The sequence below is a fragment of the Streptomyces sp. NPDC057302 genome (genome assembly GCF_042667685.1).
Classification (GTDB): domain Bacteria; phylum Actinomycetota; class Actinomycetes; order Streptomycetales; family Streptomycetaceae; genus Streptomyces.
This window is the reverse complement of sequence record NZ_JBHUZJ010000015.1, coordinates 51,896-78,510: the sequence shown is the minus strand read 5'-3', so window position 1 is coordinate 78,510 and position 26,615 is coordinate 51,896. Positions and strand designations below refer to the sequence as shown.

21 protein-coding genes and 1 pseudogene are annotated in these 26,615 nt (G+C 71.2%); 14 read left to right on the top strand and 8 right to left on the bottom strand.

Translation table 11 applies throughout. From position 1 onward, the window contains the following. Window positions 1–16 precede the first annotated feature (16 nt). Window positions 17–799, top strand: a complete 783-nt coding sequence (locus ACFUPX_RS14025) for an ABC transporter permease (protein ID WP_383320691.1) — start codon at window positions 17–19, stop codon at window positions 797–799. A 38-nt stretch (window positions 800–837) separates the two neighbouring features. Here the strand turns inward: ACFUPX_RS14025 and ACFUPX_RS14020 are convergent, their stop codons facing one another. From ACFUPX_RS14020 to ACFUPX_RS14005, 4 genes and pseudogenes are all read right to left on the bottom strand, one after another. Then, window positions 838–2,565, bottom strand: a complete 1,728-nt coding sequence (locus tag ACFUPX_RS14020) for an amidohydrolase (protein ID WP_383320689.1) — start codon at window positions 2,563–2,565, stop codon at window positions 838–840. Window positions 2,566–2,774: 209 nt separating this feature from the next. Then, window positions 2,775–3,041 carry a hypothetical protein gene (locus tag ACFUPX_RS14015; RefSeq protein ID WP_383320687.1) on the bottom strand — a complete coding sequence of 89 codons (267 nt, stop codon included), beginning with the start codon at window positions 3,039–3,041 and terminating at the stop codon, window positions 2,775–2,777. Window positions 3,042–3,157: 116 nt separating this feature from the next. After that, window positions 3,158–3,937, bottom strand: a complete 780-nt coding sequence (locus tag ACFUPX_RS14010) for an anti-sigma factor domain-containing protein (protein WP_383320685.1) — start codon at window positions 3,935–3,937, stop codon at window positions 3,158–3,160. Window positions 3,938–3,969: 32 nt separating this feature from the next. Then, window positions 3,970–4,542: pseudogene (locus ACFUPX_RS14005) on the bottom strand (sigma-70 family RNA polymerase sigma factor); the annotation flags it as partial. 179 nt (window positions 4,543–4,721) lie between these two features. Between ACFUPX_RS14005 and ACFUPX_RS14000 the strand changes: the two are divergent. The 4 genes from ACFUPX_RS14000 (at window position 4,722) to ACFUPX_RS13985 (ending at window position 10,884) form a co-directional block, all read left to right on the top strand. Next, window positions 4,722–6,281 carry a DUF4331 domain-containing protein gene (locus tag ACFUPX_RS14000; protein WP_383320683.1) on the top strand — a complete coding sequence of 520 codons (1,560 nt, stop codon included), beginning with the start codon at window positions 4,722–4,724 and terminating at the stop codon, window positions 6,279–6,281. Window positions 6,282–6,387: 106 nt separating this feature from the next. Next, a complete protein-coding gene (locus ACFUPX_RS13995) occupies window positions 6,388–7,683 on the top strand; it encodes a tetratricopeptide repeat protein (RefSeq protein WP_383320681.1) in 1,296 nt (431 codons plus the stop codon). Continuing rightward, window positions 7,680–9,125, top strand: a complete 1,446-nt coding sequence (locus tag ACFUPX_RS13990) for a sulfite exporter TauE/SafE family protein (protein ID WP_383320679.1) — start codon at window positions 7,680–7,682, stop codon at window positions 9,123–9,125. The genes ACFUPX_RS13995 and ACFUPX_RS13990 overlap by 4 nt, the downstream gene beginning before the upstream one ends. 31 nt (window positions 9,126–9,156) lie before the next feature. Further along, window positions 9,157–10,884: a serine/threonine-protein kinase gene (locus tag ACFUPX_RS13985; RefSeq protein ID WP_383320677.1), complete on the top strand. Its 1,728-nt coding sequence runs from the start codon at window positions 9,157–9,159 to the stop codon at window positions 10,882–10,884. On the opposite strand, the gene ACFUPX_RS13980 is transcribed toward ACFUPX_RS13985, so the two are convergent. Then, window positions 10,851–11,675, bottom strand: a complete 825-nt coding sequence (locus ACFUPX_RS13980) for an SGNH/GDSL hydrolase family protein (protein ID WP_383320675.1) — start codon at window positions 11,673–11,675, stop codon at window positions 10,851–10,853. The genes ACFUPX_RS13985 and ACFUPX_RS13980 overlap by 34 nt on opposite strands. Before the next feature lie 234 nt (window positions 11,676–11,909). On the opposite strand from ACFUPX_RS13980, the gene ACFUPX_RS13975 reads away from it, so the two are divergent. The 6 genes from ACFUPX_RS13975 to ACFUPX_RS13950 all read left to right on the top strand — a co-directional run bounded on the left by ACFUPX_RS13975 (window position 11,910) and on the right by ACFUPX_RS13950 (window position 20,424). After that, window positions 11,910–12,341, top strand: coding sequence for a hypothetical protein (locus tag ACFUPX_RS13975; protein WP_383320673.1), 432 nt, complete (start codon window positions 11,910–11,912; stop codon window positions 12,339–12,341). A 1-nt stretch (window position 12,342) separates the two neighbouring features. Beyond that, the gene (locus tag ACFUPX_RS13970; protein ID WP_383320671.1) at window positions 12,343–13,443 is read left to right on the top strand and encodes a GNAT family N-acetyltransferase; all 1,101 of its coding nucleotides are present in this window, start codon (window positions 12,343–12,345) and stop codon (window positions 13,441–13,443) included. A 379-nt stretch (window positions 13,444–13,822) separates the two neighbouring features. Continuing rightward, window positions 13,823–14,656, top strand: coding sequence for a glycosyltransferase family 2 protein (locus ACFUPX_RS13965; protein WP_383320669.1), 834 nt, complete (start codon window positions 13,823–13,825; stop codon window positions 14,654–14,656). Next, entirely contained in the window at window positions 14,653–15,687 is a 1,035-nt protein-coding gene (locus ACFUPX_RS13960; protein ID WP_383320667.1) for a glycosyltransferase family 2 protein, read from the top strand. The genes ACFUPX_RS13965 and ACFUPX_RS13960 overlap by 4 nt, the downstream gene beginning before the upstream one ends. Window positions 15,688–15,719: 32 nt before the next feature. Further along, window positions 15,720–16,520, top strand: a complete 801-nt coding sequence (locus ACFUPX_RS13955; protein WP_383320665.1) for a polysaccharide deacetylase family protein — start codon at window positions 15,720–15,722, stop codon at window positions 16,518–16,520. Then, entirely contained in the window at window positions 16,513–20,424 is a 3,912-nt protein-coding gene (locus ACFUPX_RS13950; RefSeq protein WP_383320663.1) for a lipopolysaccharide biosynthesis protein, read from the top strand. The genes ACFUPX_RS13955 and ACFUPX_RS13950 overlap by 8 nt, the downstream gene beginning before the upstream one ends. A 36-nt stretch (window positions 20,425–20,460) precedes the next feature. On the opposite strand, the gene ACFUPX_RS13945 is transcribed toward ACFUPX_RS13950, so the two are convergent. Beyond that, entirely contained in the window at window positions 20,461–21,885 is a 1,425-nt protein-coding gene (locus ACFUPX_RS13945) for a xylan 1,4-beta-xylosidase (protein WP_383320661.1), read from the bottom strand. A gap of 171 nt (window positions 21,886–22,056) precedes the next feature. On the opposite strand from ACFUPX_RS13945, the gene ACFUPX_RS13940 reads away from it, so the two are divergent. Continuing rightward, entirely contained in the window at window positions 22,057–23,151 is a 1,095-nt protein-coding gene (locus tag ACFUPX_RS13940) for a DUF5925 domain-containing protein (RefSeq protein ID WP_383320659.1), read from the top strand. A gap of 55 nt (window positions 23,152–23,206) precedes the next feature. On the opposite strand, the gene ACFUPX_RS13935 is transcribed toward ACFUPX_RS13940, so the two are convergent. Then, entirely contained in the window at window positions 23,207–23,605 is a 399-nt protein-coding gene (locus ACFUPX_RS13935; RefSeq protein ID WP_383320657.1) for a GntR family transcriptional regulator, read from the bottom strand. A 70-nt stretch (window positions 23,606–23,675) separates the two neighbouring features. On the opposite strand from ACFUPX_RS13935, the gene ACFUPX_RS13930 reads away from it, so the two are divergent. Both ACFUPX_RS13930 and ACFUPX_RS13925 read left to right on the top strand, forming a co-directional pair. Then, window positions 23,676–24,605 (top strand): GNAT family N-acetyltransferase, encoded by a 930-nt coding sequence (locus ACFUPX_RS13930; protein WP_383320655.1) that lies wholly within the window; start codon window positions 23,676–23,678, stop codon window positions 24,603–24,605. After that, window positions 24,586–25,107 (top strand): DUF402 domain-containing protein, encoded by a 522-nt coding sequence (locus tag ACFUPX_RS13925; protein ID WP_383320653.1) that lies wholly within the window; start codon window positions 24,586–24,588, stop codon window positions 25,105–25,107. Before ACFUPX_RS13930 ends, ACFUPX_RS13925 begins: the two co-directional genes overlap by 20 nt. A 25-nt stretch (window positions 25,108–25,132) precedes the next feature. Here the strand turns inward: ACFUPX_RS13925 and ACFUPX_RS13920 are convergent, their stop codons facing one another. Further along, on the bottom strand, window positions 25,133–26,608 hold the full coding sequence (locus tag ACFUPX_RS13920; RefSeq protein ID WP_383320651.1) for a trifunctional class I SAM-dependent methyltransferase/NUDIX hydrolase/VOC family protein: 1,476 nt from the start codon (window positions 26,606–26,608) through the stop codon (window positions 25,133–25,135). Window positions 26,609–26,615: the final 7 nt, after the last annotated feature.

Below are 26,615 nucleotides of genomic sequence, written 5' to 3'. Positions count from 1 at the left end.
CACCACGGAGGTTCCCTTGAGCGTCATCCTCTACGACGGCTCCGCCGTTCTCGGCCGGCATCTGCAGCGCATCAAGCACGCGCCCGCCATCCTCGTCATGACGCAGACGATGCCCATCGTCTTCCTGCTCTTCTTCGGCTACGTCTTCGGCAGCGCCCTCGCCATGCCCGGCTCCGACTACCGCGCCTTCCTCGTCCCCGGCATGCTCGTCGCGACCGCCGCGAACGGCATCATGACCGGCATGTTCACCGCCGCCCAGGACTCCCACCGGGGCGTCATGGACCGGTTCCGTACGATGCCCATGAGCCGCTCGGCGGTCCCGCTCGGGCAGGCCGCCGCCGACCTGCTGACCACGGCCGTGGGGCTCGTGCCGCTGATGCTCGTCGGGGTCGCGATGGGGTGGCGGATCGAGGGCGGGCCGCTTCAAGCCCTGGGCGCCTTCGGCCTGTTGCTGCTCTTCCGGTTCGCGACGACCTGGATCGGCATCCTGCTCGGGCTGCTCTCGCAGAGCGAGGAGGCGGCGGGGCAGCTGGGCGGCGCGACGTTCATGCTGCCGCTGCTCTCGAACGCGTACATCCCCGCCGACGGGCTCCCCGGATGGCTGCGCACCCTCGCCGAGTGGAACCCGATCAGCGCGGTGGCCACGGCGGTGCGCGAGCTGTGCGGCAACGCTCCCGTGCCCGCGGACGCCGCCTGGCCGGTGGCGCATCCCGTGGCCGGGGCGGTCCTCTGGTCGCTCGTGCTGCTCGGCGTGTGCGTGCCGCTCGCCGTCCGCCGGTACACGCGCGGGGGACGGTGAGCGGACGGCCGTGCTCGCCTTCGGGACCCCGGGGCTGACTACTTCTGCGGTTCGAGTTCGGGTCCCAGTGAGGAGAACTTCTCCTGGGAGACGATCCGCTTCGGCGGCCACGTGATGTTCGACGGCGGCCACTTCTGGCCCGTCTTTTTCAGGAACCACGCCGGGGGTTCGTACATCGGCGGTTCATAGCCGTCCGGCAGCGCGGTCTTCCAACTGACGTTCTTCGTACGGTCCTTGAACTCGTCCTTGACGGCCTTCAGGCGCTCGGGCTGTGTGATCAGGTCGACCGCCGTCGCCGCCAGGTACTTCGCCGCGGCGATCACCGCGGCCTGGCCGGGGGCCGCCGCCGCGCAGGCGGCCGTGGACCAGGTGTGCATCTTGGTGCCGATGGGCGCGAGCGCGGCGCCCATCGAGACCGTGGGGACGTTCCAGCTGATGTCGGCGACGTCCGTCGAGCCACCGCCCATGAACACCGGGTTGGGCGGGGTCAGTTCACCGACCTCGTCGTGCATGCCCTTCTGGGGCAGACCGAGGGAAGCCTGAAGCTCCTTGGCGAGGTCGTGGGCTTCGGAGGAGAAGTGGGGCGGGCCTATCTCCCGCATGTTCGCGTACAGGAGTTCGGCGAAGGCCTTGGCCGGGAGCTGGTTCCAGCAGGCCGACGTGACGCGGTGGCGGACCGTCGTCTGAGATGCCTTCGCCGCCGCCTCGGAGACCGCGATCACCTTGTCCAGGAGCACCTGGACGCGGGCGGGGCTTCCCTCCCGCACGTAGTACGAGATCTCGGATATCTCCGCGGTCACGTTCGGGATGTCGCCGCCGTTGTTGATCACCCAGTGCAGTCGGCCGCTCGGCGCGAGGTTCTCCTCGCGCAGGAACTCCGACATCGTCGCCATCATCACGGCGGCGTCGAGGGCGGACTTGTTGCCGAGCGGGGTTCCGCCGTGCCCGGCCACACCGAGGAAGGTGAAGGTGACGGCGGTCATCGCGGTGGTGCTGCCCCAGCCCGTCGCGTTGGCCGTCGAGGGGTGCCAGTCCAGGAACGCGTCGAGACCGTCGTACACACCCTTGCTGACGGCGTACGTCTTGCCGATCAGCATCTCCTCGGCCGTGGACCCGAAGAACTTCACGGTGACGGGGAGCCGGTGCTTCTTGGCGGCCTGCGCGACGGCGGCCGCGGCGGCTGCCGCGGCCGTGCCGAGCGCGCTGTGGCCGCAGCCGTGACCCGGGCCGTAGCTGGGCGCGAAGGGGTCGTGGATGTACTCGCGCGGATCGTGGTGACCCACGCCCTTGTTCTGCGAGAGGCCGGGCAGCGCGTCGTACTCGCCGCTGAAGCCGAGGACGGGTCCGCCCTTGCCGTGCGTGAACGTGGCGGTGAACGCCGTCGGGAAGCCCGCGGTGCCGAACTCGACGTCGAATCCGGCCCGTTCGAGGAAGTCGGCCTCGGCGATGGAGGACTTCCACTCGCGCAGGGACAGCTCGGCGTTGTCCCAGATCTCGGCGTTCAGGCCGGTGATCCGGTCGTCGTGGGAGGTGATCCAGTCGAGCGCCGCGCGCTTGGCGGGGGTGTCGGCCGCCAGGCCTGGTGGCGGTTCGTAGGCGGCGGGGCTGTCGTCGGCGCCCGCGGCCATCGCCGGGTCCGCGTCGGCGGTCATGACGCCGGCGGTGACACCGGCCGCGCCGAGGAGCTGCATGATGTGGCGGCGGCTCAGGGTCGGGCCGCTCGCGGGCAGTACCTCGTGCTCATGCTGATCGTGCAGGTCACACACGCGCACCTCCGGGGGTGAGGTTGGGTGTATCGGCCAATCAATCAGCCACAGTGAGGGCGGAAAGTTGCGGCGTCAACAGGTGCGCATGACACGGGTGTTACGCGTGGTACGAGATGAGTGACGTGTGCGGTCGTGTGCGGTGAGGGAAGGGGCGGGTGGATGGGAGCAATCCGCCGCTGAGCGGCGGCCGAACCCCCGACCACCCGTGGTCAGCGACCCCCAAAGAGCGACCGCCGCAGCCTGCGCAAGGGAGCGAAGAGGGAAACCCTCCGCACACGTGCACTGCGGCCACTGTGGTCATGCGCACCCCGTGAGGTCAGCTCACGCATCAGCAGCGTCGCCTCCGCCGCCTCACGCTGCGGGACGGCGGGACCGCCCAGCACTGCGAGATGGCGGTCGAGACGCGAGCTGGTCGCGCTGCTCCCGCAGGTGATCGCAGGGACACGCGCCCTGCTGCGCACCGTTATCTGTTCCATGTCACTCCCCACCCGTACGAGGGCACCCGGCCCAGGGCAGGTTAACCCTATCGCCCCGGCCGGACACCCGTGTATCCCGGTCACAGGATTCACCTACCCAGTAAGGAGGTTGACGATTACTCTCCGAATCCAACTGATTCCAGGGCGAGTTGGACAAGAGGGGCGGAAGTGGGCTCCCCTGATCCTCCGTCGGGCTCGTCGGTTACGGCGAGTAACGCCGTGGAGGCGCTCAGACCTGCGGCGATCACCGGTGTTTCGCCGTCGAGGAGCCCCAGGGAGCGGGGCGTCGAGCCGGGCCGCATCGCCCACAGTTGGCGCGCACGGCCCCGTGGCGGCTCCCCGAGCCCTGTGACGGTCACCACGGCGCGCCGCCTGGACTCGGAGGCGACGACGGTGATGCCGCGCCCCCACACGTCCCTCTCCGCGCCCGCTCGGGCGTCCGGAGCGGCCAGGACGTGGGCGATCTCACGTGCCTGGGCACGCTCGCGGTCGGCGCGGGCGTCGGAACGGACCAGTCGGACGGCGAGGATCACGGAAGCGGCCACCGCGAGCGCGGCGAGGGCGCCGACGGGAACTCGGACGGCGACAAGGAGCGCACGGGAGCGTGGGGGCGCGCTCGGAGTCACGGGCGCCCGCGGGGGCGGCTCCTGCTCCGTCGTGCGTACGGCCGTCAGCACCCGCTCACGCAGCGCGGGCGGCGCGGATGCCGCCGCCGCGCCCGCCAGGCGTACGGCGCCCTCGGCCAGCGCCCTGGTCTCGGCGAGGCAGGGCGCGCAGCGGGGCAGGTGCCGTTCGAAGCGGCGCAGTTCACGGGGGTCGAGCGCGTCCAGGGCGTAGGGGGCGGCCAGGGAGTGGACGCGCTTGCCGGGGCGCACCCGCCTCGTTTCCCGCCTCATCTCCCTCCTCGTGCCGCGCTCCGTGCCGCGCTTCACGCTGCGGCGCCCAGGCAGTCGCGCAGGCGCAGCAGCCCGTCCCGCATCCGTGTCTTGACGGTGCCGAGCGGGACGGACAGGCGTCCGGCCACTTCGCGGTACGTGTAGCCGTCGTAGTAGGCGAGGGTGACGGCCTGGCGCTGGAGGTCGGTGAGCCGTCGCAGGCAGCGGCGTACCCATTCGCGTTCGAGCCTGCCCTCGACGGCCTCGGCGACCTGGTCGAAGGCGGGCACCTCGGCGCGTTCGGCCACCCGTCGCTCGCGGTCGCTCGCCGCGCGGGCGCTGCGTACCCGGTCCACCGCCCTGCGGTGGGCGAGCGTGAGGATCCAGGAGAGGGCGCTGCCGCGCGCCGGATCGAAGCGGCCCGCCGTCCGCCAGAGTTCGAGCAGCACCTCCTGGACCACTTCCTCGGACTGCGCCGGGTCCCGAAGGACGCGCCGGACCAGTCCGTAGACCGGCCCGGACACCAGGCCGTACAGCTTCTCGAACGCCGTCTGGTCGCCCTGGGCGATCAGTGGCAGCAACTCGTCGGGCTCCATGCGGGTCCCCCTCACCCTCGTCCCGGCCCGGTGGTTCCTTTCCTCCGGCGCCGGGTGGCTCGTGCGTCACTCACCCGGGATTCGGGGCGGAAGAAGCCGGCGGATTGGCAACAGGGGCAATCCGTACGGGCGTTGGCCCCGAATGGCGTGCGTCAGGCGGCTTGCGCGCACCGCGCGGGGTCGCGCGAGGAACAGTAAGGACGGACGCGATGACAGCTATCGCCAGGAGCCGGCCGGGGCGTCGCAGCAAGCGCGGCCTCGCCGCGCTCGTGTGTGGCGCGCTGGCCGCCGGGGGGCTCGCAGCCGCCGGCGTGACGGCACTCGAACCGAAGGCTGCCGGTGCCGCCAGCCACCGGGAGGCCCCGCTGATCTCGGGGCAGCCTCAGTACGACAACACGGACGTGTACGCGTTCGTGAGCCCGGACAAGCCCGACTCCACGACGATCGTGGCGAACTGGCTGCCCTTCGAGGAGCCCGCGGGCGGGCCCAACTTCTATCCGTGGGCGGACGACGCCCAGTACGACGTCCATATCGACAGCGACGGCGACGCGCAGGGCGACCTGCTCTACCGGTGGACGTTCGACACGAAGACCAAGAACGGCGACACGTTCCTCTACAACACCGGGCCCGTGACGAGCCTCGACGATCCCGACCTGAACGTGACGCAGACCTACGACCTGGAGCTGATCAAGCTCAAGGACCAGAAGGCCGTCTCGACGACGAAGGTCGCCGACGATGTGCCCGCGGCGCCTTCGCACGTCGGCAAGGCGTCCATGCCGGACTACAAGAAGCTGCGGGATCAGGCCGTGCGCCCGATCAAGGGCGGAGGCTCGACGTTCGCGGGGCAGGCCGACGATCCGTTCTTCCTGGATCTGCGGGTGTTCGACCTGCTGTACGGCGGCGACCTGTCGGAGGTCGGCAACGACACCCTCAAGGGCTACAACGTGAACTCGCTGGCCCTTCAGGTGCCGACCGCCGAGATACGGCAGTCGCAGAAGCAGCCCACCGTCGGCATCTGGTCGACGACCCAGCGCAAGAACGCCAACGGCAAGTGGACGCAGGTATCGCGGATGGGCGCCCCGCTGGTCAACGAGGTGGTCGTGCCGCAGAAGGACAAGGACAAGTTCAACGCGTCCTCGCCCTGGAACGACTCACAGTTCCTGAAGTACGTGACCAAGCCGGAGCTGCCCAAGCTCCTGGAGAAGATCTACAAGCTGAAGGCGCCCGCCGAGCCGCGCGACGACCTCGTGTCGGTGTTCCTGACGGGTGTCAAGGGTCTCAATCAGCCGCCCGGCGTCCGGCCGGCCGAAGCCCTGCGGCTCAACACGTCCGTCGAGCCCGCCGATTCGCCCAAGCGGCTCGGGGTGCTCGACGGCGACAACGCCGGGTTCCCGAACGGCAGGCGGCTCGCCGATGACGTCGTCGACATCGAGCTCCAGGCCGTCGAGGGCGAACTCACCGGCAACAAGAACGACCTGGGTGACGCGGTGAACGTCAACGACCAGAAGTTCGGCGGGACCTTCCCGTACGTGGCGCTGCCCACGTCCGGGTCCCGGGGACCGCTGGCCAAGGGCGGCGACACGGACAAGAGCTCCGCGCGCGACGCGCTGAACGGCGGGGCCGTGCCGGGGCGCTCGGAGTCGGGTGGCGGTGACGACACCGATGCGGTGCTCGTCGCTTCCGGGGCCGCGGGCGCGGCCGGCGTGCTCCTTGTCGGACTCGGGCTCGCGTGGTGGCGCAGGCGTGGTTCCACCGGGGTCGCGGGCTGAGCCCCTCTCATGACCGGCGCGGCCCGCACCCATCCCCCAGCGGGCCGCGCCCTCTCTCTTGCGGATCCACAGCGGATCTCCTACCGAAGCTTTGGAAGGTCCAGTGATGGCATTTCCTCGTCCTGGCGGCCGGTCCGTGGTGGCGGCCGTGGCTCTCGCGCTCGCGCTCACCGGGGGCGCGGTCGTGGCCGGCGGTGAGGGTGGTTCCGACCGGCCGCCGTCGTCGTCCGCCGCCGTGGCGCCGGACGCGCTGCGGGGCGCCGATCTCGATCGTGGCGTCGAGGCGCTGCAGTCCCATCTGCGGGACCAGCCGCGGGACTCCGGTTCGTGGGCGGCGCTGGGGACCGCCTACGTCGAGCAGGCCCGTACCCGGGGTGACCCGTCGCGCTACCGGAAAGCGGAGCGCGCTCTCGACCGGTCCCTGGAGCTGCGGCCCCGCAATGACGCGGGGCTCGCGGGGCGGGCGGCGCTGGCCGCCGCCCGCCATGACTTCGCGGGGGCGCTGCGGCACGCGCAGGCGGCACTGAAGGTGAACCCCTACAGCCAGGGCGCGCTGGCCTCGCGGATCGACGCGCTGGTCGAGCTGGGGCGGTACGGGGCCGCGGCGCGGGCCGCTGACGAGGCCGACGCGCGGCGGCCCGGGGTGCCGGTGTTCACGCGGTACGCGTATGTGCGCGAGCTGCGGGGTGATGTGGCGGGCGCTCGGCGGGCGCTGTCGCGGGCGGTCGGTTCGGGGTCCAAGGGCGGGGACGTCGCGTACGTCGCCACGGCGCTGGGGCAGTTGGCCTGGCGCCAGGGCCGGTACGGGGAGGCCCTGGAGCAGTGCGGCAGGGCTCTGCGGGCCGATGCCTCCTACCTCCCGGCACTGGAGTGCCGGGCGCGGGCCTGGGCCGGGCAGGGCGACACGGGGCGGGCGATCCGGGCGCTTGTGGACGTGGTGGCGCGGGCGCCGCTGCCGGGGCCGCTGGTGGCGCTGGGTGAGTTGTACGAGGAGCGGGGCGGGCCGGGTGACGCGGCGAAGGCGCGGGAGCAGTACGCGCTGGTGTCCGCGTGGGTGTCGCTGGCGCGGGCGAACGGGGTGAACGCGGATCTGGACGCGGCGGTCGCGTTGACGGACCACGGGACGCGTGCGGAGCGCAAGGCGGCGCTGCGGGCGGCGAAGGCGGAGTGGGGGCGGCGCCACACGGTCCACACGGCGGACGCGCTGGCCTGGGCCCTGCACGTCGACGGCCACTCCGCCGAGGCCCTCCGCTACGCCCGCCGGGCCACGGCCACGGGGTTTCGCGAGGCGTCGTTCATGTACCACCGGGGCGTGATCGAAGGGGCGGCGGGGAACGCGGACGCGGCTCGCCGCTGGAAGTCGAAGGCGCGGGATCTGGACCCCGGCGGGGAGGCGTCGTGAGCCGGGGGACATCGGTGAAGCGGCGCGTACTCGGGTACGGGGGCGCCCTGGCCGCGGGGCTCGCCCTGGCCCTGCTGCCGGCCGCGGAAGCCGGCGCCCACCCGCTGGGCAACTTCACCGTCAATCGGTACGACGGCCTCGTGGTGAGCCCGGGGCACCTGCGGGTCGACCACGTCGAGGACCTCGCCGAGATCCCGGCCACTCAAGCCATGCCCCGCATCGAGCGCGCGGGCATGGAGAGTTGGGCCGAGGACCGGTGTGCGGACGCCGCCCGCGGCAGTCGCCTGCGGGTGGACGGGCGGGCGGCCGAGCTCCGCGTGGACAAGGCCCGTGCGGTCACCCGGGACGGGCAAGCCGGACTGCCCACCCTCCGCGTGGAGTGCGAGCTCGGCGCCCCGCTCCCCCGGGACGCCGAGCTCGCCGCCCGCTTCGAGGCAGCAGGACAGCCGGGCCCCGGGTGGCGGGAAGTCACCGCGCGGGGCGATCGGATGACCTTGAGCGCCTCGGACGTACCTCAGGAGTCCGTGTCGCGTCGGCTGGCCCGCTACCCGGAGCGCCTGCTCGACTCTCCGCCCGACAGGGACTCCGCCACCCTGCGCAGCACCCCGGGCGGCCCCGCCCTGGCCGAGGAGGAGCAGCCAGGAGCCCCGGCCTCCGTACTGCCGCGTGGCGCGGACCGGTGGACACAGGCCCTGACCGGCCTGGTCGCCCGCCACGACCTCACCGCCGGCTTCGCCGCACTGGCCCTGGCCATCGCCCTGTTGCTCGGGGCGCTGCACGCCATCGCGCCGGGCCACGGGAAGACACTGATGGCCGCGAGCGCCGCCGCGCGAGGCCGCGCGTCCCTGCGGGACGTCCTGCCCCTCGCCGCCTCGGTGACCGTCACGCACACCCTGGGGGTGACCGCCCTGGGGCTGCTCGTGGCGGGAGGCTCGGCCGCCGCCCCGTCCGTCATCGCCTGGCTGGGAGTGGTCAGCGGTGTCCTGGTCACCGGAGCGGGCGCCCTGCTGCTGCGCAGGGCCTGGCGGCGGCGCAGGCACGCCCACCATCATCACCACCACCCGCATTCTCACCCTCACCCTCACTCCCCTCACCCTGCGCACGAGGCGGCGCCCTCCGTCCGTGGCGCCCTCTTCCTCGGCTTCGCGGGGGGCCTGGTGCCCAGCCCCTCCGCCGTCGTCGTGCTCGTGGGCGCCGCCGCCCTGGGCGAGGCCTGGTTCGGGCTGCTGCTCGTCCTCGCGTACGGGGTGGGGCTCGCCCTCACGCTGACGGCCGCGGGGTTCCTCGTGGTGCGGGTCGGGTCACTGGCCGGGCGGCGGGTCCACGGCCCCCGGTGGCTGCACCGGGCCACGCACCGGTTCCTGCCCCTGGGCTCCGCCTGTGTCGTGGTCGCTCTCGGGTGTGGATTGGTGTTCAAGGGGGCTGCAACAGCGCTCGGTTGAGATAGTTTTGTGGAGAATCGCACGGCTGCGGATGGGGGACCCCGTGAGCGACGACGAGCGTGTGATCGCGGGGCGTTACCGCCTGCTCGCCCCTCTGGGCGAAGGCGGGATGGGCACGGTCTGGCGTGCCCGCGACGAAGTCCTCGGCCGCGAGGTCGCGGTCAAGGAAGTACGCGCCCCCGCCGGGCTCCCGGCCGGTGACGTCAACCGCCTCTACGCCCGTCTTGAGCGCGAGGCCTGGGCCGCAGCCCGCATCCCGCACCGCAATGTGGTGACGGTCTACGACGTGGCGAGCCAGGACGGGCGCCCGTGGATCGTCATGGAGATCGTGCGGGGGCTCTCGCTCTCCGACGTCCTGGACGCGGAGGGGCCGATGGTCCCCCAGCGCGCCGCCCGTATCGGCGCCGAGGTGCTCGCCGCTCTGCGCGCCGCGCACGATGCCGGGGTCCTGCACCGCGACGTCAAGCCCGGCAACGTACTCATCGCGAACGACGGGCGGGTCGTCCTCACCGACTTCGGGATCGCCGTGGTGGAGGGGAGTTCGGCCCTCACCATGACGGGTGAGGTGGTCGGCTCCCCCGAATTCCTCGCCCCGGAGCGGGCGTTGGGACGCAAGCCAGGGCCCGAGTCCGATCTGTGGTCGCTGGGCGTGCTGCTCTACGCGGCCGTCGAGGGCAGTTCACCGTTCCGGCAGGACACCCCGCTCAGTACGTTGCGTGCGGTCGTGGACGAGGAGTTGCCGCCGCCCCGCAACGCGGGACCGCTGACCCCGGTCATCGAAGGGCTGCTGCAGAAGGACCCGGCCGCCCGGATCTCCGCCGCCGAGGCAGAGAACCAGCTGCGGCTCGTCGCCGCGGGCGGCACCCCGCAGCCGGCGACGCCCCTCCCGTACATGCCGACCGTCACGTCACAGCAGCAGCAACAACAACAGCACCAGGGACCCGCGCCGTATCCGCCCGGCGGACAGGAACCCGTCGTCGCCACGACCACCACCGTGCCTCCGACCCGCTCGCGCCGCACGGTCCTGATCCTCACCGCGGGCCTGGTCGCCCTCGCGCTCGCCCTCGCCGGACTGACGTACGCCCTGGTCAATCGCGACGACGGAGGCGGGGGCGGCAGCAGCGGCGGCTCCTCCGACGGCGGCGGGAACGGCGGCGACAGCGGCGGGAACGGGACGGGCGGCTCCGACGGCGGCAAGAGCGGCGGCAGCAGCACGTCGGGCGGCGGTGACGGCGGGGGTTCGGGCAACGGCGGGAGCGGCGACGGCGGTTCCACCGGTGGCGGCTCCACGGGCGGCGGCGGTGGCGGCAACGGCGGCGGGACGACCACGCACCCGGCGCAGTCCGTCAAGGTCTCGGTCGCCGGGGCGAACACGCAGTACAGCGGCGCCTGTCCGCCGGCCGCCGGGCAGGCCCCTTCGTTCACCGCGACGTTCACCGTGGGGCGGGTTCCGGTCACCGTCGACTACCGCTGGGTGACCAAGTCCGGCGAGCCGAGCGACCCCGGCTGGAAGACGCTCAGCTTCGCCTCCGGCGGCGGCAGGACCAAGCAGGTGCACCACACGGAGACGGTCACGGGCGAGCCGGGCTCGACGTATACGAACTCGATCAGCGTGGAGGTGCGCGGCCCGGTCAAGGCCACGTCGAACTCCGTCGCGTACTCGGTGACGTGCGAGAAGGAGACCCCGACGGGCGGGGCCTCCTCCTATGCGCCGGACTCAGGGGATCAGGACGCTGCCGCGCTGAACACAGGGAGGTAGCCGCCGGACTGGCCCGCGGCCTTGGGGTGGTAGGACTCGCCGATGTTGGTCCAGTTCACGCTGTGCAGCCACGCGTCGCCCGAGCAGATCTCGTGCCCGGTGAAGGCGGAGGACACATCGCCGAAGGCGAAGCCGTGGTCGGCGGCGCGCTTGGCCGTGGTCGAGTTGAGGAAGTCGGCGGCGCTGTTGATGGCGCTGCGTTCCTTCTCGGAGAGGCCCGCGAGGCAGCCGCCGCCGAGCTTGTAGAAGCGGGGGTATCCGAGCACGACGACCTGGGCGGCCGGTGCCTTGGCGCTGATCGCCGTGTAGACCTTGTCGAGGTTGCCGGGCAGCGTCGACTGCACGTAGCTGCGTGCCGTCGCGATCCGCGCCAGACAGTTGCTCTCGGACTGCAGGACGCAGGTCGTCATGACGTCGGCGAAGCCCGCGTCGTTGCCGCCCACGGAGAGACTGACCAGACCCGTTCCGGAGCCGAGCGGGCCCAGCTGGCTGGCCAGAACATCACCCGTACGAGCGCCCGAGCAAGCCGTGAAGTTGAAGCTGGAGGGTGAATGCGCGGCCGCCCAGAGCGCGGGGTACGCGCGCGGTGTGCGCTTGCAGTTGCCGCTCCCGCTGTCGTAGCCGCCGGCTCCGACACCGGACGAGTAGGAGTCGCCGAGCGCCACATAGCCGGTGGCCGCGGCCCGTTGGTCGGATGACTGGTCCGCTTGTGCCGCTGTGGCCCCGGTGAGGGCGAAGGCGGTGGCGAGGAGGAGTGAGGAAGCGTATGCCGTGATTCGGGACAATCTCATGGAACCTCCCTTAGCAGGATTTCTGCCACGACTGTGGTACCACTCCCCTCAGGTCGCCGGTAGTGTTCATGTCAATGAGTTCGCCTGTAATTCCCTTGCCCACACAGCGAGTTCCCTTGCGGTTCAAGGGCCCGACGGCGAACACCTCCACACTCCCTCCGCATCTTGACGCGCTGCCGTAGGCTGCGCGACATTGAAGCCCGGCATCCGGCGCGTCGGGGGGCAAAGTCGCCAATGCAGACGATCAGGATCAAGGCACCGTCATCAGACACCGGGCGTGACCCCGGGGACCCGCCGATCCGTCACGAGGACGCGCTGCCGTTGCTCGCGGGGATGGCGGTGGCGGTGGGCGCCGTCGGCGCCATGCTCGCGCTCACGGACATCGAATCGCCACTGCGCGCCCCCTTCACCCTGTTCTTCCTGCTCGCCGCCCCCGGCGGCGCGATCGCCGCCGCCCTCAAAGGACTTGATCCATGGGGCCGGATCATCTCTTCCGTTTCCGGGGCCGTCGCCGTCAACCTTTTGGTGGCACAGGCGATGCTGGCGCTGCACATGTGGTCGGTACGCGGCGGGGTCGCCGCCCTCACCGTGATCGGCTCGCTCATCTATCTGCTGGTACTGGTACGGCGGCTGCGACGCCGTACCCCGAAGAGGCGGACCTCCTGACGTGGACATCACCGTGCACCGGCCTGGAGAACTCACCGCTGCGGACCGGGCGGCCTGGACGGCACTGCAGTCCAAGGCCCACCTCAACGGCTCGCCCGAGCTGGCCAATCCGTTCCTCTCCCCCGAGTTCACCCTCGCGGTGGGCCACTGGCGGCGCGGGGTGCGGATCGCGGTCGTACGCGAAGACGGTGAGCCCGCGGCGTTCTTCCCGTTCCAGAGATCCATCACCGGCGTCGGCCGGGCCATCGGCCTGGGTGTCTCCGACTGCCAGGGCCTGGTGCACCGGCCCGGCTTCACCTGGGACGCGCGGGAGCTGTTACGGGCCTGTGGGCTCGCGATGTACGAGTTCGACCATCTGGTAGCAGGCCAGGAGCCGTTCGAGGAGAGTGTCTCCGGCTCCTTCGCCTCCCCCGTCATGGACATCGACCAGGGGTACGAGGCATATCTCGGCCAGCTCAAGGCGAAGTCGCCGAAGTTCACCCGCACCACCCTGGCCAAGGAGCGCCGGCTCACGCGCGACCACGGCGCCGTCCGCTACGTGCACGACGAGCGCGACCCCGCGGTCTTGCGCACCCTGATGGAGTGGAAGTCGGCCCAGTACCGCAAGACCGGCCGCAGCGACCGCTTCGCGCACCCCTGGATCAACCAGCTCGTGCGCCAGCTCTTCCACACCAGGTCCGATCAGTTCACCGGCCTGCTCTCCGTGCTCTACGTCGACGACACGCCGGCAGCCGCGCACTTCGGCCTCTGCTCCGAGCGGGTCTTCGCCCAGTGGTTCCCGTCGTACGACCCGGCGTTCGCCAAGTACTCGCCCGGCCTGATCCTGCATCTGCACATGGCCGAGGCGGCCGCCGCCGACGGCATCGCCTATCTCGACCTCGGGCGGGGCCAGAAGCAGTACAAGGACTCCCTCAAGACACGCGAACTCACCGTGTCCGAGGGGTGGGTGGCTCTGCGCCATCCGGCAGCGATCGCCCACCGGGCGCGGCGCGCTCCGGTCAGGGCGCTGCGCAACACCGTCCTGTCCCGGCCGGAGCTCTTCGAACCCGCCGACAAGCTGCTGAAACGCGTCGGGCAAATTCGATCAAGAAAGAAAGAATAGAAGAGAGAAGGTAGGAACAGGGCGCTCCATATGTGCCCACCAAGACTGGCCAAATCATCAAAAACGTGAGGCCACGTTCCAGGTCTTGCCATACGGTCTCAATCATCAATACCGTCGTACATCCACCCGCACCGGTCCATCACGCAATGCGATCTAGGGGAGGGCTCAAGATCGCGGTGGTTCCGGGGCGGGGCGCGGTAGGGGGGTGCCGTGCTCGGCTTCTGCATTTCTGCCGAGTCACGTCCCGCGCGATGCCAGCTCATTCGGCATGCACGGAGATCTATTTCGGCATGCGCAAGTGAGAACCCCCCTTTCGAACCGGATACATAGCCGGACTGCCCGGGGGTGGGCGGTCCACCGGACGAGAGGGATCAGACTCATGAGTTCTTTTGTGCGCCCGGCGGCCGAGCCGGGCGAAGACCCGTTAAACAAGACGACGCCGTCCAGAAACTACCGGCCGATTTCCACGCACTTGGCGATCACACCGCCGGTGAGTGTCGTGATTCCCGCGATGAACGAAGCGGAGAATCTTCCGTACGTCTTCAAGACCCTTCCCGACTGGATCCACGAGGTCGTCCTGGTGGACGGCAACTCCACCGACGACACGGTGGCGGTCGCCCGTGAGCTGTGGCCGGACGTGAAGGTCGTCCGCCAGCTCGGCAAGGGCAAGGGCGACGCCCTGATCACCGGATTCGAGGCGTGCACCGGCGACATCATCGTGATGGTCGACGCGGACGGCTCGGCCGACGGGCACGAGATCGTCAGCTATGTCTCCGCCCTGGTCTCGGGCGCGGACTTCGCCAAGGGGTCGCGGTTCGCCAACGGCGGCGCCACGGACGACATGACGCCGATCCGCAAGCTCGGCAACCACGTCCTGTGCTCCGTCGTGAACGCCAAGTTCGGCGCCCGCTACACCGACCTGTGCTACGGCTACAACGCCTTCTGGAAGCACTGCCTGGACAAGATCGACCTCGACTGCACGGGCTTCGAGGTGGAGACCCTGATGAACATCCGGGTCGTCAAGGCCGGGCTCAAGGTGCAGGAGATCCCCAGCCACGAGTACCTGCGCATCCACGGCGTCAGCAACCTCAGCGCCGTGCGCGACGGTCTGCGGGTCCTGAAGGTGATCCTCACGGAGCGCTCCAACCGCCGTGAGCAGCAGCGCCGTACGCGTGGTGTGCCCTTCCGCACGCGGCAGGGAGAGGTGTCTTGAGCGGTTCCGGACACCACGGGGGACGCACGGTCGCGGGCATCTCCGTCGTCATCTGCGTCTACACCGAGGACCGCTGGGAGGACATCCTCGCGGCGGTCGCCTCGGTGCGGGCGCAGTCCCTGGCGGCGCTCGAGACGCTTCTCGTGGTGGACCACAACGCCTCGCTCCTCGACCGCCTCGCCAAGGAGTACAAGGAGACCGAAGGGGTGCGGGTGCTCGCCAACGCGGGCCCCCGCGGCCTCTCCGCGGGCCGCAACACCGGCATCGCCGCATCCGGCGGCGAGATCATCGCGTTCCTCGACGACGACGCCGTCGCGGAGCGGGACTGGCTGCGCCACTTCGCGGAGGGGTACACCGACCCGAAGGTCTTCGCGGTGGGCGGACGCACCATGCCGATCTGGGAGTCCCGGCGCCGGCCGGCCTGGTTCCCCGAGGAGTTCGACTGGGTCGTCGGCTGTACGTACAAGGGGCTGCCCGCGGGCCGGGTGCGGGTGCGCAACGTCCTGGGCGGCAACGCCTCGTTCCGGCGCACCGCGTTCGAGGCGGCGGGCGGTTTCGCGACCGGCATCGGGCGCGACGGCGACAAGCGCCCGCTGGGCTGCGAGGAGACGGAGCTGTGCATCCGTCTCACCCGGGCCAGGCCGGACGCGATCCTGCTCATCGACGACCGCGCGGTGATCCACCACCGCGTCCCGGCGGCGCGGGAGCGCTTCCACTACTTCCGCACGCGGACGTACGCGGAAGGTCTCTCCAAGGCACTCGTGGCCCGCAGTGTCGGCGCGGACAAGGGACTCGAGTCCGAGCGGCGCTATGCCACGCGGGTCCTGCCCGCCGGTGTCGGCCGTGGGCTGCGGGACGCGCTGCTCGCCCGTCCGGGCGGCGCGGGCCGCGCGGGAGCCATTGTGGCGGGCGTGGTCACGGCTGCCGGGGGGTACGTCCTCGGCAGTGTCCGCGCGCGCGGGGCAGGCGCCACTTTCTCGGTCGTGGAGATCGGGAAGGAAGCGGACGGTGAGGAGGGGGCTGCCGCATGAGCACGGCACCGAGCGGCCGAGGGGGGGCCGCCATGAACGCCCCCGTCCCGATCCTCATGTACCACTCGATCGCGCATGAACCGACCTTGGAGACACGGCAGTTGTCCGTGGCTCCGGGGGCGTTCGCCGAGCAGCTCGAACTGCTCGGCGAGCGGGGGTTCACCCCGCTGAGCACGTCCGGGCTCGCCGCCATATGGCGCACTCCGGGCCGGGCGCTGCCCGCAAGGCCCGTCCTGATCACCTTCGACGACGGGTACGAGGGCGTGCACCGGCACGCGCTGCCCGTGCTCGCCAAGCACGGCTTCGCGTCGACGCTCTTCGTCTCCACGGGCTGGCTGCGCGGGGCGCACGACACCGGGGGCGGCCTCGACGTGATGCTCGACTGGGACCAGGTGCGCCAACTGGCCGCCGCGGGCACGGAGATCGGCGGACACAGCCACACGCACCCGCAGCTCGACCAGCTGGCCGACGACGAACTCTGGTTCGAGCTGCTGCGGTGCAGGGAGATCGTCACCGACGAGCTCGGCACCCGTCCGACCTCCTTCGCCTATCCGTACGGCTACTCCAGCCGCCGGGTGCGCCGCACGGTGCGCGGCGCCGGATTCGCCCAGTCGCTCGCGGTCGGCAACGGCCTCGCGCGGCGCGCCCAGGGGCCGTTCGCCCTGCAGCGGGTGACCGTGCGCCGCTCCACCGGCATCGAGGAGTTCGAGCGGCTCGTCGAGGGCCGCGCGATCGCCCGCAATTTCGCCAGGGACCGTGCCCACACCAAGGGGTACGCCGTGGTCCGCAGAGCACGACAGGCCCGCCGGAAGGCAACTCGTACCCGTGTCTGACACGTCGACGGCCCAGGCAGACGTCTCTGGGTCGGCAAGCACCGAACAGCGGCCGCCGTCCGGCAAGCCGGGCAGGCCGCTCAGAATGCGCCTGCCCGGAAGAGGGGGCTCCGACGGCGGGAGCCCCCTGTTCCGCAACGCCTACGCACTGATGCTGAACACCGGCATCTCCGGCGTGCTCGGCCTCGGCTTCTGGCTGGCCGCCGCCCGGTACTACTCCGAGTCGGCGGTCGGCCAGGGCTCGGCGGCGATCGCCGCCATGAAGTTCCTCGCGGGACTCACCGCCCTCACCCTGATGGGGGCGCTCGCCCGCTTCATCCCCGTCGCGGGACGCGCCACGGGCAAGCTCATCTTCCGTACGTACGCCGCCAGTTCCCTGGTCGTGGCGTTCGCCGCACTGATCTTCCTGCTCACGCTGGACCTGTGGGGGCCCTCGTACAGATTCCTGCACGGCCCGCTCAGCGGCCTCGGCTTCGTCGCCGCGGTCGTCGCCTGGTCACTGCTCACCTTGCAGGACGGGGTACTCACGGGGCTGCGCAGCGCGCTGTGGGTGCCGGTCGGCAACACGATCTTCTCGGTCGTCAAGCTGGGGCTGCTGATCGCCTTCGCCGTGGCGATCCCGACGGCGGGCGTGTTCGTCTCGTGGGTCGCCGCGATCGCCCTGTCGGTCGTCCCGCTCGGCTGGCTGGTGTTCCGGCGGCTGGTGCCGCGGCACGTGCGGGCGACCCAGGACAAGACGCAGCCACCGACGCTGCGCGAGATCGGCCGCTTCCTGGCGGGCGACTACACGGGCTCGCTCTTCTCGCTCGCCGTGGTCTATCTCGTACCGGTCATCGTCGCCTCGCAGGTCAGCTCGGTCGACAACGCGTACTTCTACATCACCACCACGATCGGCGGCACGATCAATCTGCTCGCCATCAACATGGGCGCGTCGCTGACCGTCGAGGGCGCGCACGACCCGGCGCGGCTCGCGGCGAACACCCGGGCCGCGCTGCGCCGCATGGCCCGCATCATGCTGCCGGTGTGCGGTCTGCTCTTCCTCTGCGCGCCCTACATCCTGCGGGTCTTCGGCCAGGGGTACGCGGACGCGGCGACGCCTCTGCTGCGCTGGTTCGCGGTGGGCGCGGCGCTGCGGGTCGTCATGGAGACGTACTTCGCGGTGATGCGCGCGCAGAGCCGGACGTCCGGGATCGCCTGGATGCAGGGCCTGTTGTGCGTCCTGGTGCTCGGTCTGACGCTGGTCCTGCTGCCTCGGATGGGGCTCACGGGGGCGGGCGTCGCGGAGATCTCCAGCCTCGCGGTGATCGTGGCGATCGCGGCGCCGAAGCTGTACCGCGTGGCGCGGGGAGCTCCCTCCGGTGAGCCGGCCGACGCGGCGCCGGACGGCGATCTCGCCGATCTGGGGGCGTCCGAGGCGCAGCCCTCGCCCGCCCCCGAGGAGTCGGACCGCAAGAAGGAGCGGCACGGGCCCGCCTGGGCGCTGCGCGAGACACTGGACTCGGAGACCCTGCAACTGTCCGTGCAGACCGACTTCGAGCATCCGGAGCGCAGGCCCGACGTGCGCCCCGGGCCCGGAACGCCCGCGTTCGGTACACCGGCTTTCGGGACGGCCGCTTTCAGGAAGGCCGCGTCCGGGAGTCCCGCGGGCACGGGCGACGACGGGGACGGCGGGGCCGAGGGGGACGACATGGAGCACCGGCCGACCTGGGCGCTGAGAACACCGCTGGGGCCGCGCGAACCGGCGCCGTCCTCGCCGCTCCCCGCCGCGTCCGTGTCCTCGGCGTCCTCGGCCGTCACGGCGCCCGCCGAGGAGCCCGGCACCGACGCACCAGCGCCCCAGGTCCCGTCGGCCCCGTCGGCCCCGCCAGGAACCGCCGCCGGGCCCGAACCGCTCCCCCGCCGCCGCGCCCTCTTCATGGCGCTGCTCCTCGCCTTCGCGCTCGCCCTCTACTGGCTGCCCACCGTGGGCATCACCGAGGCCGATCTGGACGACATGGGCGGGCTCGGGCTCATCTCGATCCTGCCCGCGGCGACCCTGCTCGGGGCCGCGCTGCTTATCGTCGTCTTCGTCGCGCTGCTCTGGATGGAGCGGCCGCACAAGACCCTGCTCCTGGTGACGCTGATCGCCACGGTGGTGTGCCTGCACGCGCTGCCCGCCCTGCTCGAGAACGAGCCGCGGTTCGCGACGGCCTGGCAGCACCTGGGCTTCATGGAGTACATCGACAGGACCGGCTCCGCGGTGCCCGACCTGGACGCGCGCTGGAGCTGGCCCGGGTTCTTCGCCGCGGCCACGTTCGTGGCGAAGGCGTGCGGCGTCTCGGACATGACCGAGGTCATCCGCTGGTGGCCGCTGGCCATGCAACTGCTCTATCTGGCGCCGATGTTCCTGCTCGTGCGCTCCATGCGGGCGGGCTGGCGCGCCAAGTGGGCCGGCCTGTGGATCTTCGCGCTGAGCGGCTGGGTCGGGCAGGACTACTTCTCCCCGCAGGGCTTCACGTATCTGCTCTATCTGGTGTTCGTCGCGGTGCTCCTCGTGTGGTTCCGCGCGCCCCACGTGCTGTGGGCCAAGCGCCGCCCCGGCGAGCTGGAAGTGGAGCCCGTCGACCGGCGCCAGCGCGCGGTGCTGCTCGCGGTCCTGATCGCCCTGTTCGCGGCGACGGTTCCCGCGCACCAGCTCACGCCGTTCGTGATGCTCGGCGTGCTTGCCGCGCTCGTCCTGGTGGGCCGCTCGGAGCTGCGCGGCCTGCCGATCCTCTTCGCGGTCTTCGTCGCCGTGTGGGTGGGGTTCCTCGCGGAGCCGTACTGGTCGGGGCACTTCGACGACCTGTTCGGAGGCATCGGTGGCGTCGGCGGCAATGTGTCGTCGTCGGTGTCCGGGCGGATCGAGGGCGGCAGTTCGACCCACAAGCTCGTGCTCTACGCGCGCGTGGCGCTGGCCGGCACCGTCATGGCCCTCGCCTGCTGGGGCTGGTGGCGGCGGCGCGACCACAAGTACACGGAGCGCTCGCTGCTCGTGCTGACCTTCGTGCCGTTCCTGGGGTTCGGCATGCAGTCGTACGGCGGCGAGATGGCCCTGCGGGTCTTCATGTTCGCGCTGCCGGGCGCAGCCCTCCTGGCCGGGCTCGCGCTCTTCCCGCGGGCGGGCATCACCGCGAAGGAGCGGGACCGCGACCGGGTGAGCCTGGCGCCCGTCGCCGCGCTGCTGGCGGGTCTCGTCCTGATGGGCGGCTTCCTGGTGGCGCGCTGGGGCAACGAACCCTTCGAGCGGACCCGGGACGGCGAGGTCGCCGCCATGGAGTACGTGTACGAGCACGACGATCCGACGGTGCGGCTGCTGTGGATGAGCGACGACATCGTCGAGAACGTGACACCGGCGATCCCCTGGGGCGCGCGGGACATGGAGAAGGTGCAGTACGTCCCGACGCTCGCCCCCGCCGATCCGGTCCTGGTCTCCAGCCTGGTGAAGGCGCTCAAGGACGCGGGCCCCCACTCGTATCTGATGATCAACAAGAGCCAGACGGTCTATCTCCAGATGGACGTGGGCTACTCCAGGACCTGGGACACCCGGCTGATCACGAACCTGGACAACCGCCAGGAGCTGAAGAAGGTCCTCACGAACGACGACGCGACCCTCTATACCCTGCGCAAGCAGCCCAACGGCGCGGTGGAGAAGGCCGCTCCGGGCCCGGTCGGCCCGCAGGTGACCTGGACTCCCTGGTCGGTGATCGGCGCGCTCGCGGCGATCGCCGTGATCCTGCTGCTGGTCACGCGTGAGGTCGTGCGGGTGGCGGTGGAGCCGAGCGTGCGGCAGCTGCGCTGGCTGCAGAGCAGCTTCTGGTTCTCGCTGCCGCTGCTCGCGGTGCTGTTCGCCTCGCTGATCCAGCGGTTCCTGACGATGGCTTGACGCGCTTGGCGGCGCGGGGTGGGTGGCTGCGGCGGATCACCGCGTCAGCCACTTCACCTCGTACCCCTTCATCTCGAACCGCTTCCCGTCGACCTTCGCGTCGATCGTGCGGTCGAGGGTGTTCACGACGAGCACCGTCTTCTTGTCGGCCAGGACACGCACGTTCGGTACGTCGTCGTGGGCGACGGAGACCTTTTCGTACTCCGTGCCGGGCTCGAACGCCTCGCTGAAGCGGGAGAGCATCTTCAGCATCGGCAGCTCCGTGCCGCCGTCCTTGAGCTGGGTGGAGCGCCAGAGGCAGCCCGCGCAGTCCTCGCCTTCGTTCTGCGGGTTCCAGTAGAAACCGCTGCTCGCGCCGCCGCGGGCCATCGCCATCAGCCCCGAGGCCTGTACGGCGACGCGGTGCGGCTCGGACCAGTCGTCGCGGTTGTCGTCGCTGTCGCCCGGTTCCACGTAGTACTCGGCCCACCACAGGGGAAGGGCGCCGGTGCGCTCGCGGACCCACTTGCCGACGGCCGTGAGCTTGTCGGTGGCCTTGAACTCGTCCGGGAGCATCTCGTCGTCGACGGTGTAGCTGGAGCCGTCGACGACGATGAAGTCCGCGCCCGCCTTGTTCTTGTTCCAGTAGTCGAAGGCGTCGAGGACCCGCTGGTCCATGCGGCCCCAGTCGCCCTCGACCTCCGTCGACGCCCCGTCGGTCTGGCGCGGGTCGACGCTGTCCATCACCAGGTAGGGACCGCCGACCATGATGTCCTTGTTGACCTTCTTGAGCTCCTTGTAGACCAGGTTGTAGAGCTCGGTGTAGCCCTCGTAGTCCCAGCGGGACTTCTCGCTGTTCCAGAAGCCCTTGAATTCGTTCCAGACGATGAAGTGCCGTACGTCCGGATAGCGCTTGGCGACGGTCGCCGCGAGCTTGGCGTAGTCCTTGTAGTGGGCGCGCTCCGGGGCGGTCTCCAGGGACTGCTGGCTCCAGTCGGTGTTGTCCGCGCCGGCCTCTCCGCCCTTCATCCAGTCCGGGGAGCAGCACAGGGTGACGACCGGCGTGCCGTCGGTGGCGCGAATGAAGTCCATCCGCCGGTCCATCGCCGCGAAGTCGTAACGCCCCTTGACGGGCTCGGGGTTGCTCGCGCCCCAGCCCATGATGTGCTGGATCTGCGGCAGCGGGCGCGGCTTCTCGGCGAGCAGGGATTCGGCGCGCCGCGTGGCCTCACCGGAGCCCTCGTCCGCGCTGAACTGGGTGTGGGTGAAGCCCCAGCCGACGGCCGGCTTCGCCTCGTCGGGCGGGACGGCGGGGGTGCCGTGCACCTTGTCCCCGTCGCGTGTGGTGCCCTCGGTGCCCGTGCTGTCACCGGGGAGTGTGTTGATGACGGTCAGGACCAGGGCCAGTGCGGCCACAGCTACTCCGAGCAGCGCGGTGAGTCGCCACCGCTGTGCCCCCGAATTCCACCCATGACGTCCCATCAAGGACAAGAGTAACGGCGTGAGTTGGCGGTAGGCCAGGTTCCGCACCACAGGTTTCCCGCGGTCTCTCGCACGGCCGGGAGCCGCGAGGGCGGCGCGGAGTCGGCGCGGAGTCCGCCGAGTACGTAAACCGGGGTGCACGGGGGCACGTGCGTGCCGGATCATGGCGGCATGTCTGCGAACCCTCAGGACACCCTGCCGATCCGGCTCAACGTCGACGACAGCGACTCTCCGTCGGACGTCGTGGACGCCCTCTTCCTCGGCCGCTTCGCCACCGGCGAGCAGCCCTTCTCGCACAGTTCGAACATCGACCGCGTCAAGTCGGGATCCACGCTGCTTCCGCCGGGTGCGACGGTGCTGCGCGCGGCCCGCGACGACGACCGCAGCGCGACGCTCGCCGAGGGCGACGGCTGGACGCTCCTGGTCTCCCGCTGGAACCGCGGCGCGGACGTCACGGTGACGGCGACGACCGCCGACCTCGCGGAGAAGGTCCTGAAGCAGGCGACGGACGGCGCGCAGGACGAGCCGGAGCCGCAGCCGGACAACGTGACCATGGGGTTCTGGTACGTGTCTCCCCGGCGCGGCCCGCACCGCACCACGCGGCAGATCGCCGCGGGTACGTGGGAGGAGGTGCGGGAGAACTACACCGCGCCGGTCGCCGAGGCGATGGACTCCCTGATGAAGATGGGCCCCGAGGACATCTCGGGCCGCCTGCTGCTGCTCCACGGGCCGCCGGGCACCGGCAAGACGTCGGCGCTGCGGACGCTGGCGCGGTCCTGGCGTGACTGGTGCCAGGTGGACTGCGTCCTGGATCCGGAGCGGCTGTTCAGCGACGTCGGCTACTTGATGGACATCGCGATCGGCGAGGACGACGGCACGGCGAAGGGGCGTTGGCGGCTGCTGCTCCTTGAGGACTGCGACGAGCTGATCCGCGGGGAGGCGAAGCACACGGCCGGGCAGGCGTTGTCGCGGTTGCTGAACCTGACGGACGGACTGCTGGGGCAGGGGCGCAACGTCCTGGTCGGCGTCACGACCAACGAGGACCTGGAGCGGCTGCACCCGGCGGTGGTCCGGCCCGGCCGCTGCCTCGCCCGGATCGAGGTCGGGAACCTGACGCGGGCCGAGTCGGTGGACTGGCTCGGCACGGACGAGGGGGTCTCCCGGGAGGGCGCGACGCTGGCCGAGTTGTACGCGTTGCGGCGCGGTACGTCACCTACTTCGGTGCCGGACGCCCGGGACGGGGCGGACGCGGGGCTCTACCTCTAGCCGTGGCGGCGTACCGAACGGCCACCGCTAGGTTTCCGCAAGCAGGGGGCAGGAGTCACCCCGAGTCCCCGTAAGCCGCGCGCAGAGCGTCCCGCGCGGCGGCCAGCGCCGCCGTCTCGGAGAGGCCGAGCCGCTGAGCCCGCTCGGCGAAGGCCTGGGCGGCGGCCGACGCCTCCCGCGCCGCCGCGTCACCGGCCGCGGCGACGAACGTCCCGTGCCGCCCCCGGGTCTCGATCACCCCGTCCGCCTCAAGGGCCCGGTACGCCTTGGCCACGGTGTTCGCGGCAAGCCCCAGCTCCTGGGCGAGTCCCCGCACGGTCGGCAGCTTGTACCCCACCGGCAGCGTCCCGCCCCGCGCCTGCTCGGCGATCTGGGTCCGCACCTGCTCGTAGGGCGGCAGACCGCCACCAGCGGCGGCGCCGCCGTCACTCTCGATCTCGATCTTCAACGTCACGCGGAGATTGTCCCGCACCCCGGGAAAATAGGAGGCACCCCGGCGCGCCCCGCGCGTAGCCTGCGGCACCATGACCGTCCTAGTCCGCGCCCTGCGCCCCGGCAACAGGCCCGATGCCGAGGCCTTCGCCGTCGTGCGCCGCGCCTGCGTGCCCGCCATGCTCGCCACCGCCGATTCGATCCGGTTCGACCTGACGCAGGCCCATCCCGCCGCCCGCTACCGCCAGTTGGTCGCGGAGGTGGACGGCGAGATCATCGGCACGGCGCAGGTGGGCCTCGCCTACGACAGCCCCGAGCCGGGCCAGGGCTTCGCCAACGTCTACGTACTCCCGGAGCGGCGCGGGCTGGGCGCGGGTTCGCTGATCCTGCGGACGGCGGAGGAGTATCTGGCTGACCAGGGCGCCATCACGGTCTTCTCCTGGGTCCTGGACGAGCCCGTGAACCTCGCCTTCGCGGCCGGACGCGGCTACCGCGCGAGCCGCTCGGCCCACTTCCTGCGCCTCGACCTGGCGGGTGGCGTGCTGCCGCCGCGCCAAGAGCCGCCCGCAGGAGTGGAGTTGCGTACGGGGGCGGAGTTCGGGGACGACCCGCGCGCCCTCTTCGAGCTGGACGCGGAGGCGGTGGCGGACGAACCGAGCGATGTGGCGGCGGAGCTCACGGACTACGAGCAGTGGCTCGCCGAGACGTGGAACCACCCCTTGCTGAACCGCGAACTGACCTCGGTGGCGGTGGTGGACGGCCGCCCCGCGGCCTTGACCCTGGCCCGCACGGACGACGCGTCGCGCTACGCGAGCGGCGGGACCGGCACCGGGCGCGCGTTCCGCGGCCGCGGGCTTGCCAAGCTCGCCAAGAACGACTCCCTGCACCGGGCGAGGGCGGCCGGCTGCACGGAGGCGTTCACCGGCAACGACGCGGGCAATGAGCCGATGCTGGCGATCAACAAGTGGTTCGGCTACGAGGTCTGCGCGACGGAGGTACGCCATGTCCGAACCCTCGGCTGACAAGGTGGAGATCATCCTGACGAAGGCGGGCCGCACGAAGATCCGCTACCCCGCGGAGGTGATCGCGGACGACGGCACCGTGGTGACGGTCCGCGCACCGTGGGCGGCGGCCGGGGTACGGGACTTCGGCTTCGTACGCTTCGAGCCGGGCGACGTCTTCACGGAGCACTACTGGCGGGACCGCTGGTACGCGGTGAAGGAGGTCCGCACCTCAACGGGCACCCTGAAGGGCTGGTACTGCGACGTGACCCGCCCCGCGGTGCGGCAAGGCGCCACCCTCACGGTGGAGGACCTGGACCTGGACCTGTGGTGCTCGGCGGACGGCAAGACGATCCTGCGCCTGGACGAGGACGAGTTCACCGAAAGCGGCCTCCCCACCAAGGACCCCGAAGCAGCATCCGCGGCCCTGAGTGCCTTGAACACCCTGGAGGCCATGGCCCGCGCCGGAACCCTCCTCTCTCCTCCCGTCCCCGCGGCGGGCCCGGGCCGCGACACACCGTGAGATCACCGAGTCCGCTCTCCACGCATCAGCTTTCGGCCACCAGCTCCACCTCGAACCCCGCCCCGTCCTCCAGGTAGGCCGCGTAGTGCTCCGCCCCTCCCGCGAACGGATGCCGCTCCGGGAAGAGCAGGGACCACCCGTGCTCCGGAGCCTCCGTCACCAGCCGGTCGAGCTCCGCGGCGCTCGCCACGTGGAACACCAGGTGATTCAAGCCGGGCAGCAGCCGGTCATGTGCCCCGTCCCGCATGTCCGGCGACTGCTCGAGCACCACGTACGCCGCATCACGCCGCCAACTGCCGCCGTGTTCCCATCGCTGCTCGCGGACATGCCCCAACTCACCCAGGAGCCAGCCCCACGACGCCTCCGCGGCAGGGAAGTCCGGCACCCAGAGCTCCACATGGTGCGTGCCCTGCGCAGGCGCCAGACCAACCCCCCGCCCAGCCCCGCCCCTCTCGTACGCCACCCCGTCCCCCTCCTCCTGCCAGTGCAGCACGAACCGCTCCCCCGCGTGCCACGCCTCAAGTGCCGCCCTGCAGTACGCCACCATGTCGTCCGGCAGCGTCGATGCCTTGTGCCAGGTCAGTTCTGCGCACTTGTCCGGTTCCGCGTTGAAGGGTTCGCCGCCCTTGCCGTACCGCGCTTCGAAGAACCAGCCGATGCGGGGTTCCTCGCCCGGGCCCCGGTGCTGGAGGACCAGTTCGGCGCTCACGTCGTCGGGGGTGAGAGTGAGGCCGATTTCTTCGTGGGCCTCGCGGATCACTGCCGTGCGGACGTCCTCGCCGGGCTCTACGTGGCCGGAGGGGACGTTGAACAGGCCGTCGCCGTAACCGGTGTTGGCGCGGCGGGCCAGGAGGATCTCGTCGCCACGGCGGAGGATGAGGTGGACGTCCACCACTTCCTTGTGGCGGCGGGGTGCTGGGAGGGACGCCACCACCGCGTATCGCTCGTCCTCCACCTTCCTGCCCCACAGCCGCTCGTCGCCCGACAGGCGCTCCGAGTGGAGATGGGCGGCCACGGGTGTCAGCGCGCTGATCAGGCGGTCCATCGGGATGCCGTTCGGATTCGTCACGCCCCATACGCCCTCGACCAGGACCAGGCGCCCTCCCGGCCGCAGCAGCCCGCACCAGTGCCGCAGCACCGCTTCCGGGTCCGGCACCATCCACAGCACGTGCCGGGCCAGGACCACGTCGAACCGGCGCCCCTCCACCGGCGGCTCCCACGCGTCACCGACCAGCACTTCCGCCGCGTGCCCCGACAGCTTCTCGCGGGCAAGCTCCACCATGTTCGGGGACAGGTCCACCGCCGTGACGCGGTGCCCCCGCTCGGCCGCCAGCAGGGAGAGGCTTCCGGTGCCGCAGCCCAGGTCGAGCACATCGCCCGCGGTCCGTGGCAGCCAGTCCCGCAGCCGCCGCGCCCACGCGTCCCGCACCACCTCGTCCCGCAGCCCGTGGTCCGGCTCGTCGTCGAACGTGGCCGCCTCGATGTCCCAGTCGATCGTCATGCCCCGA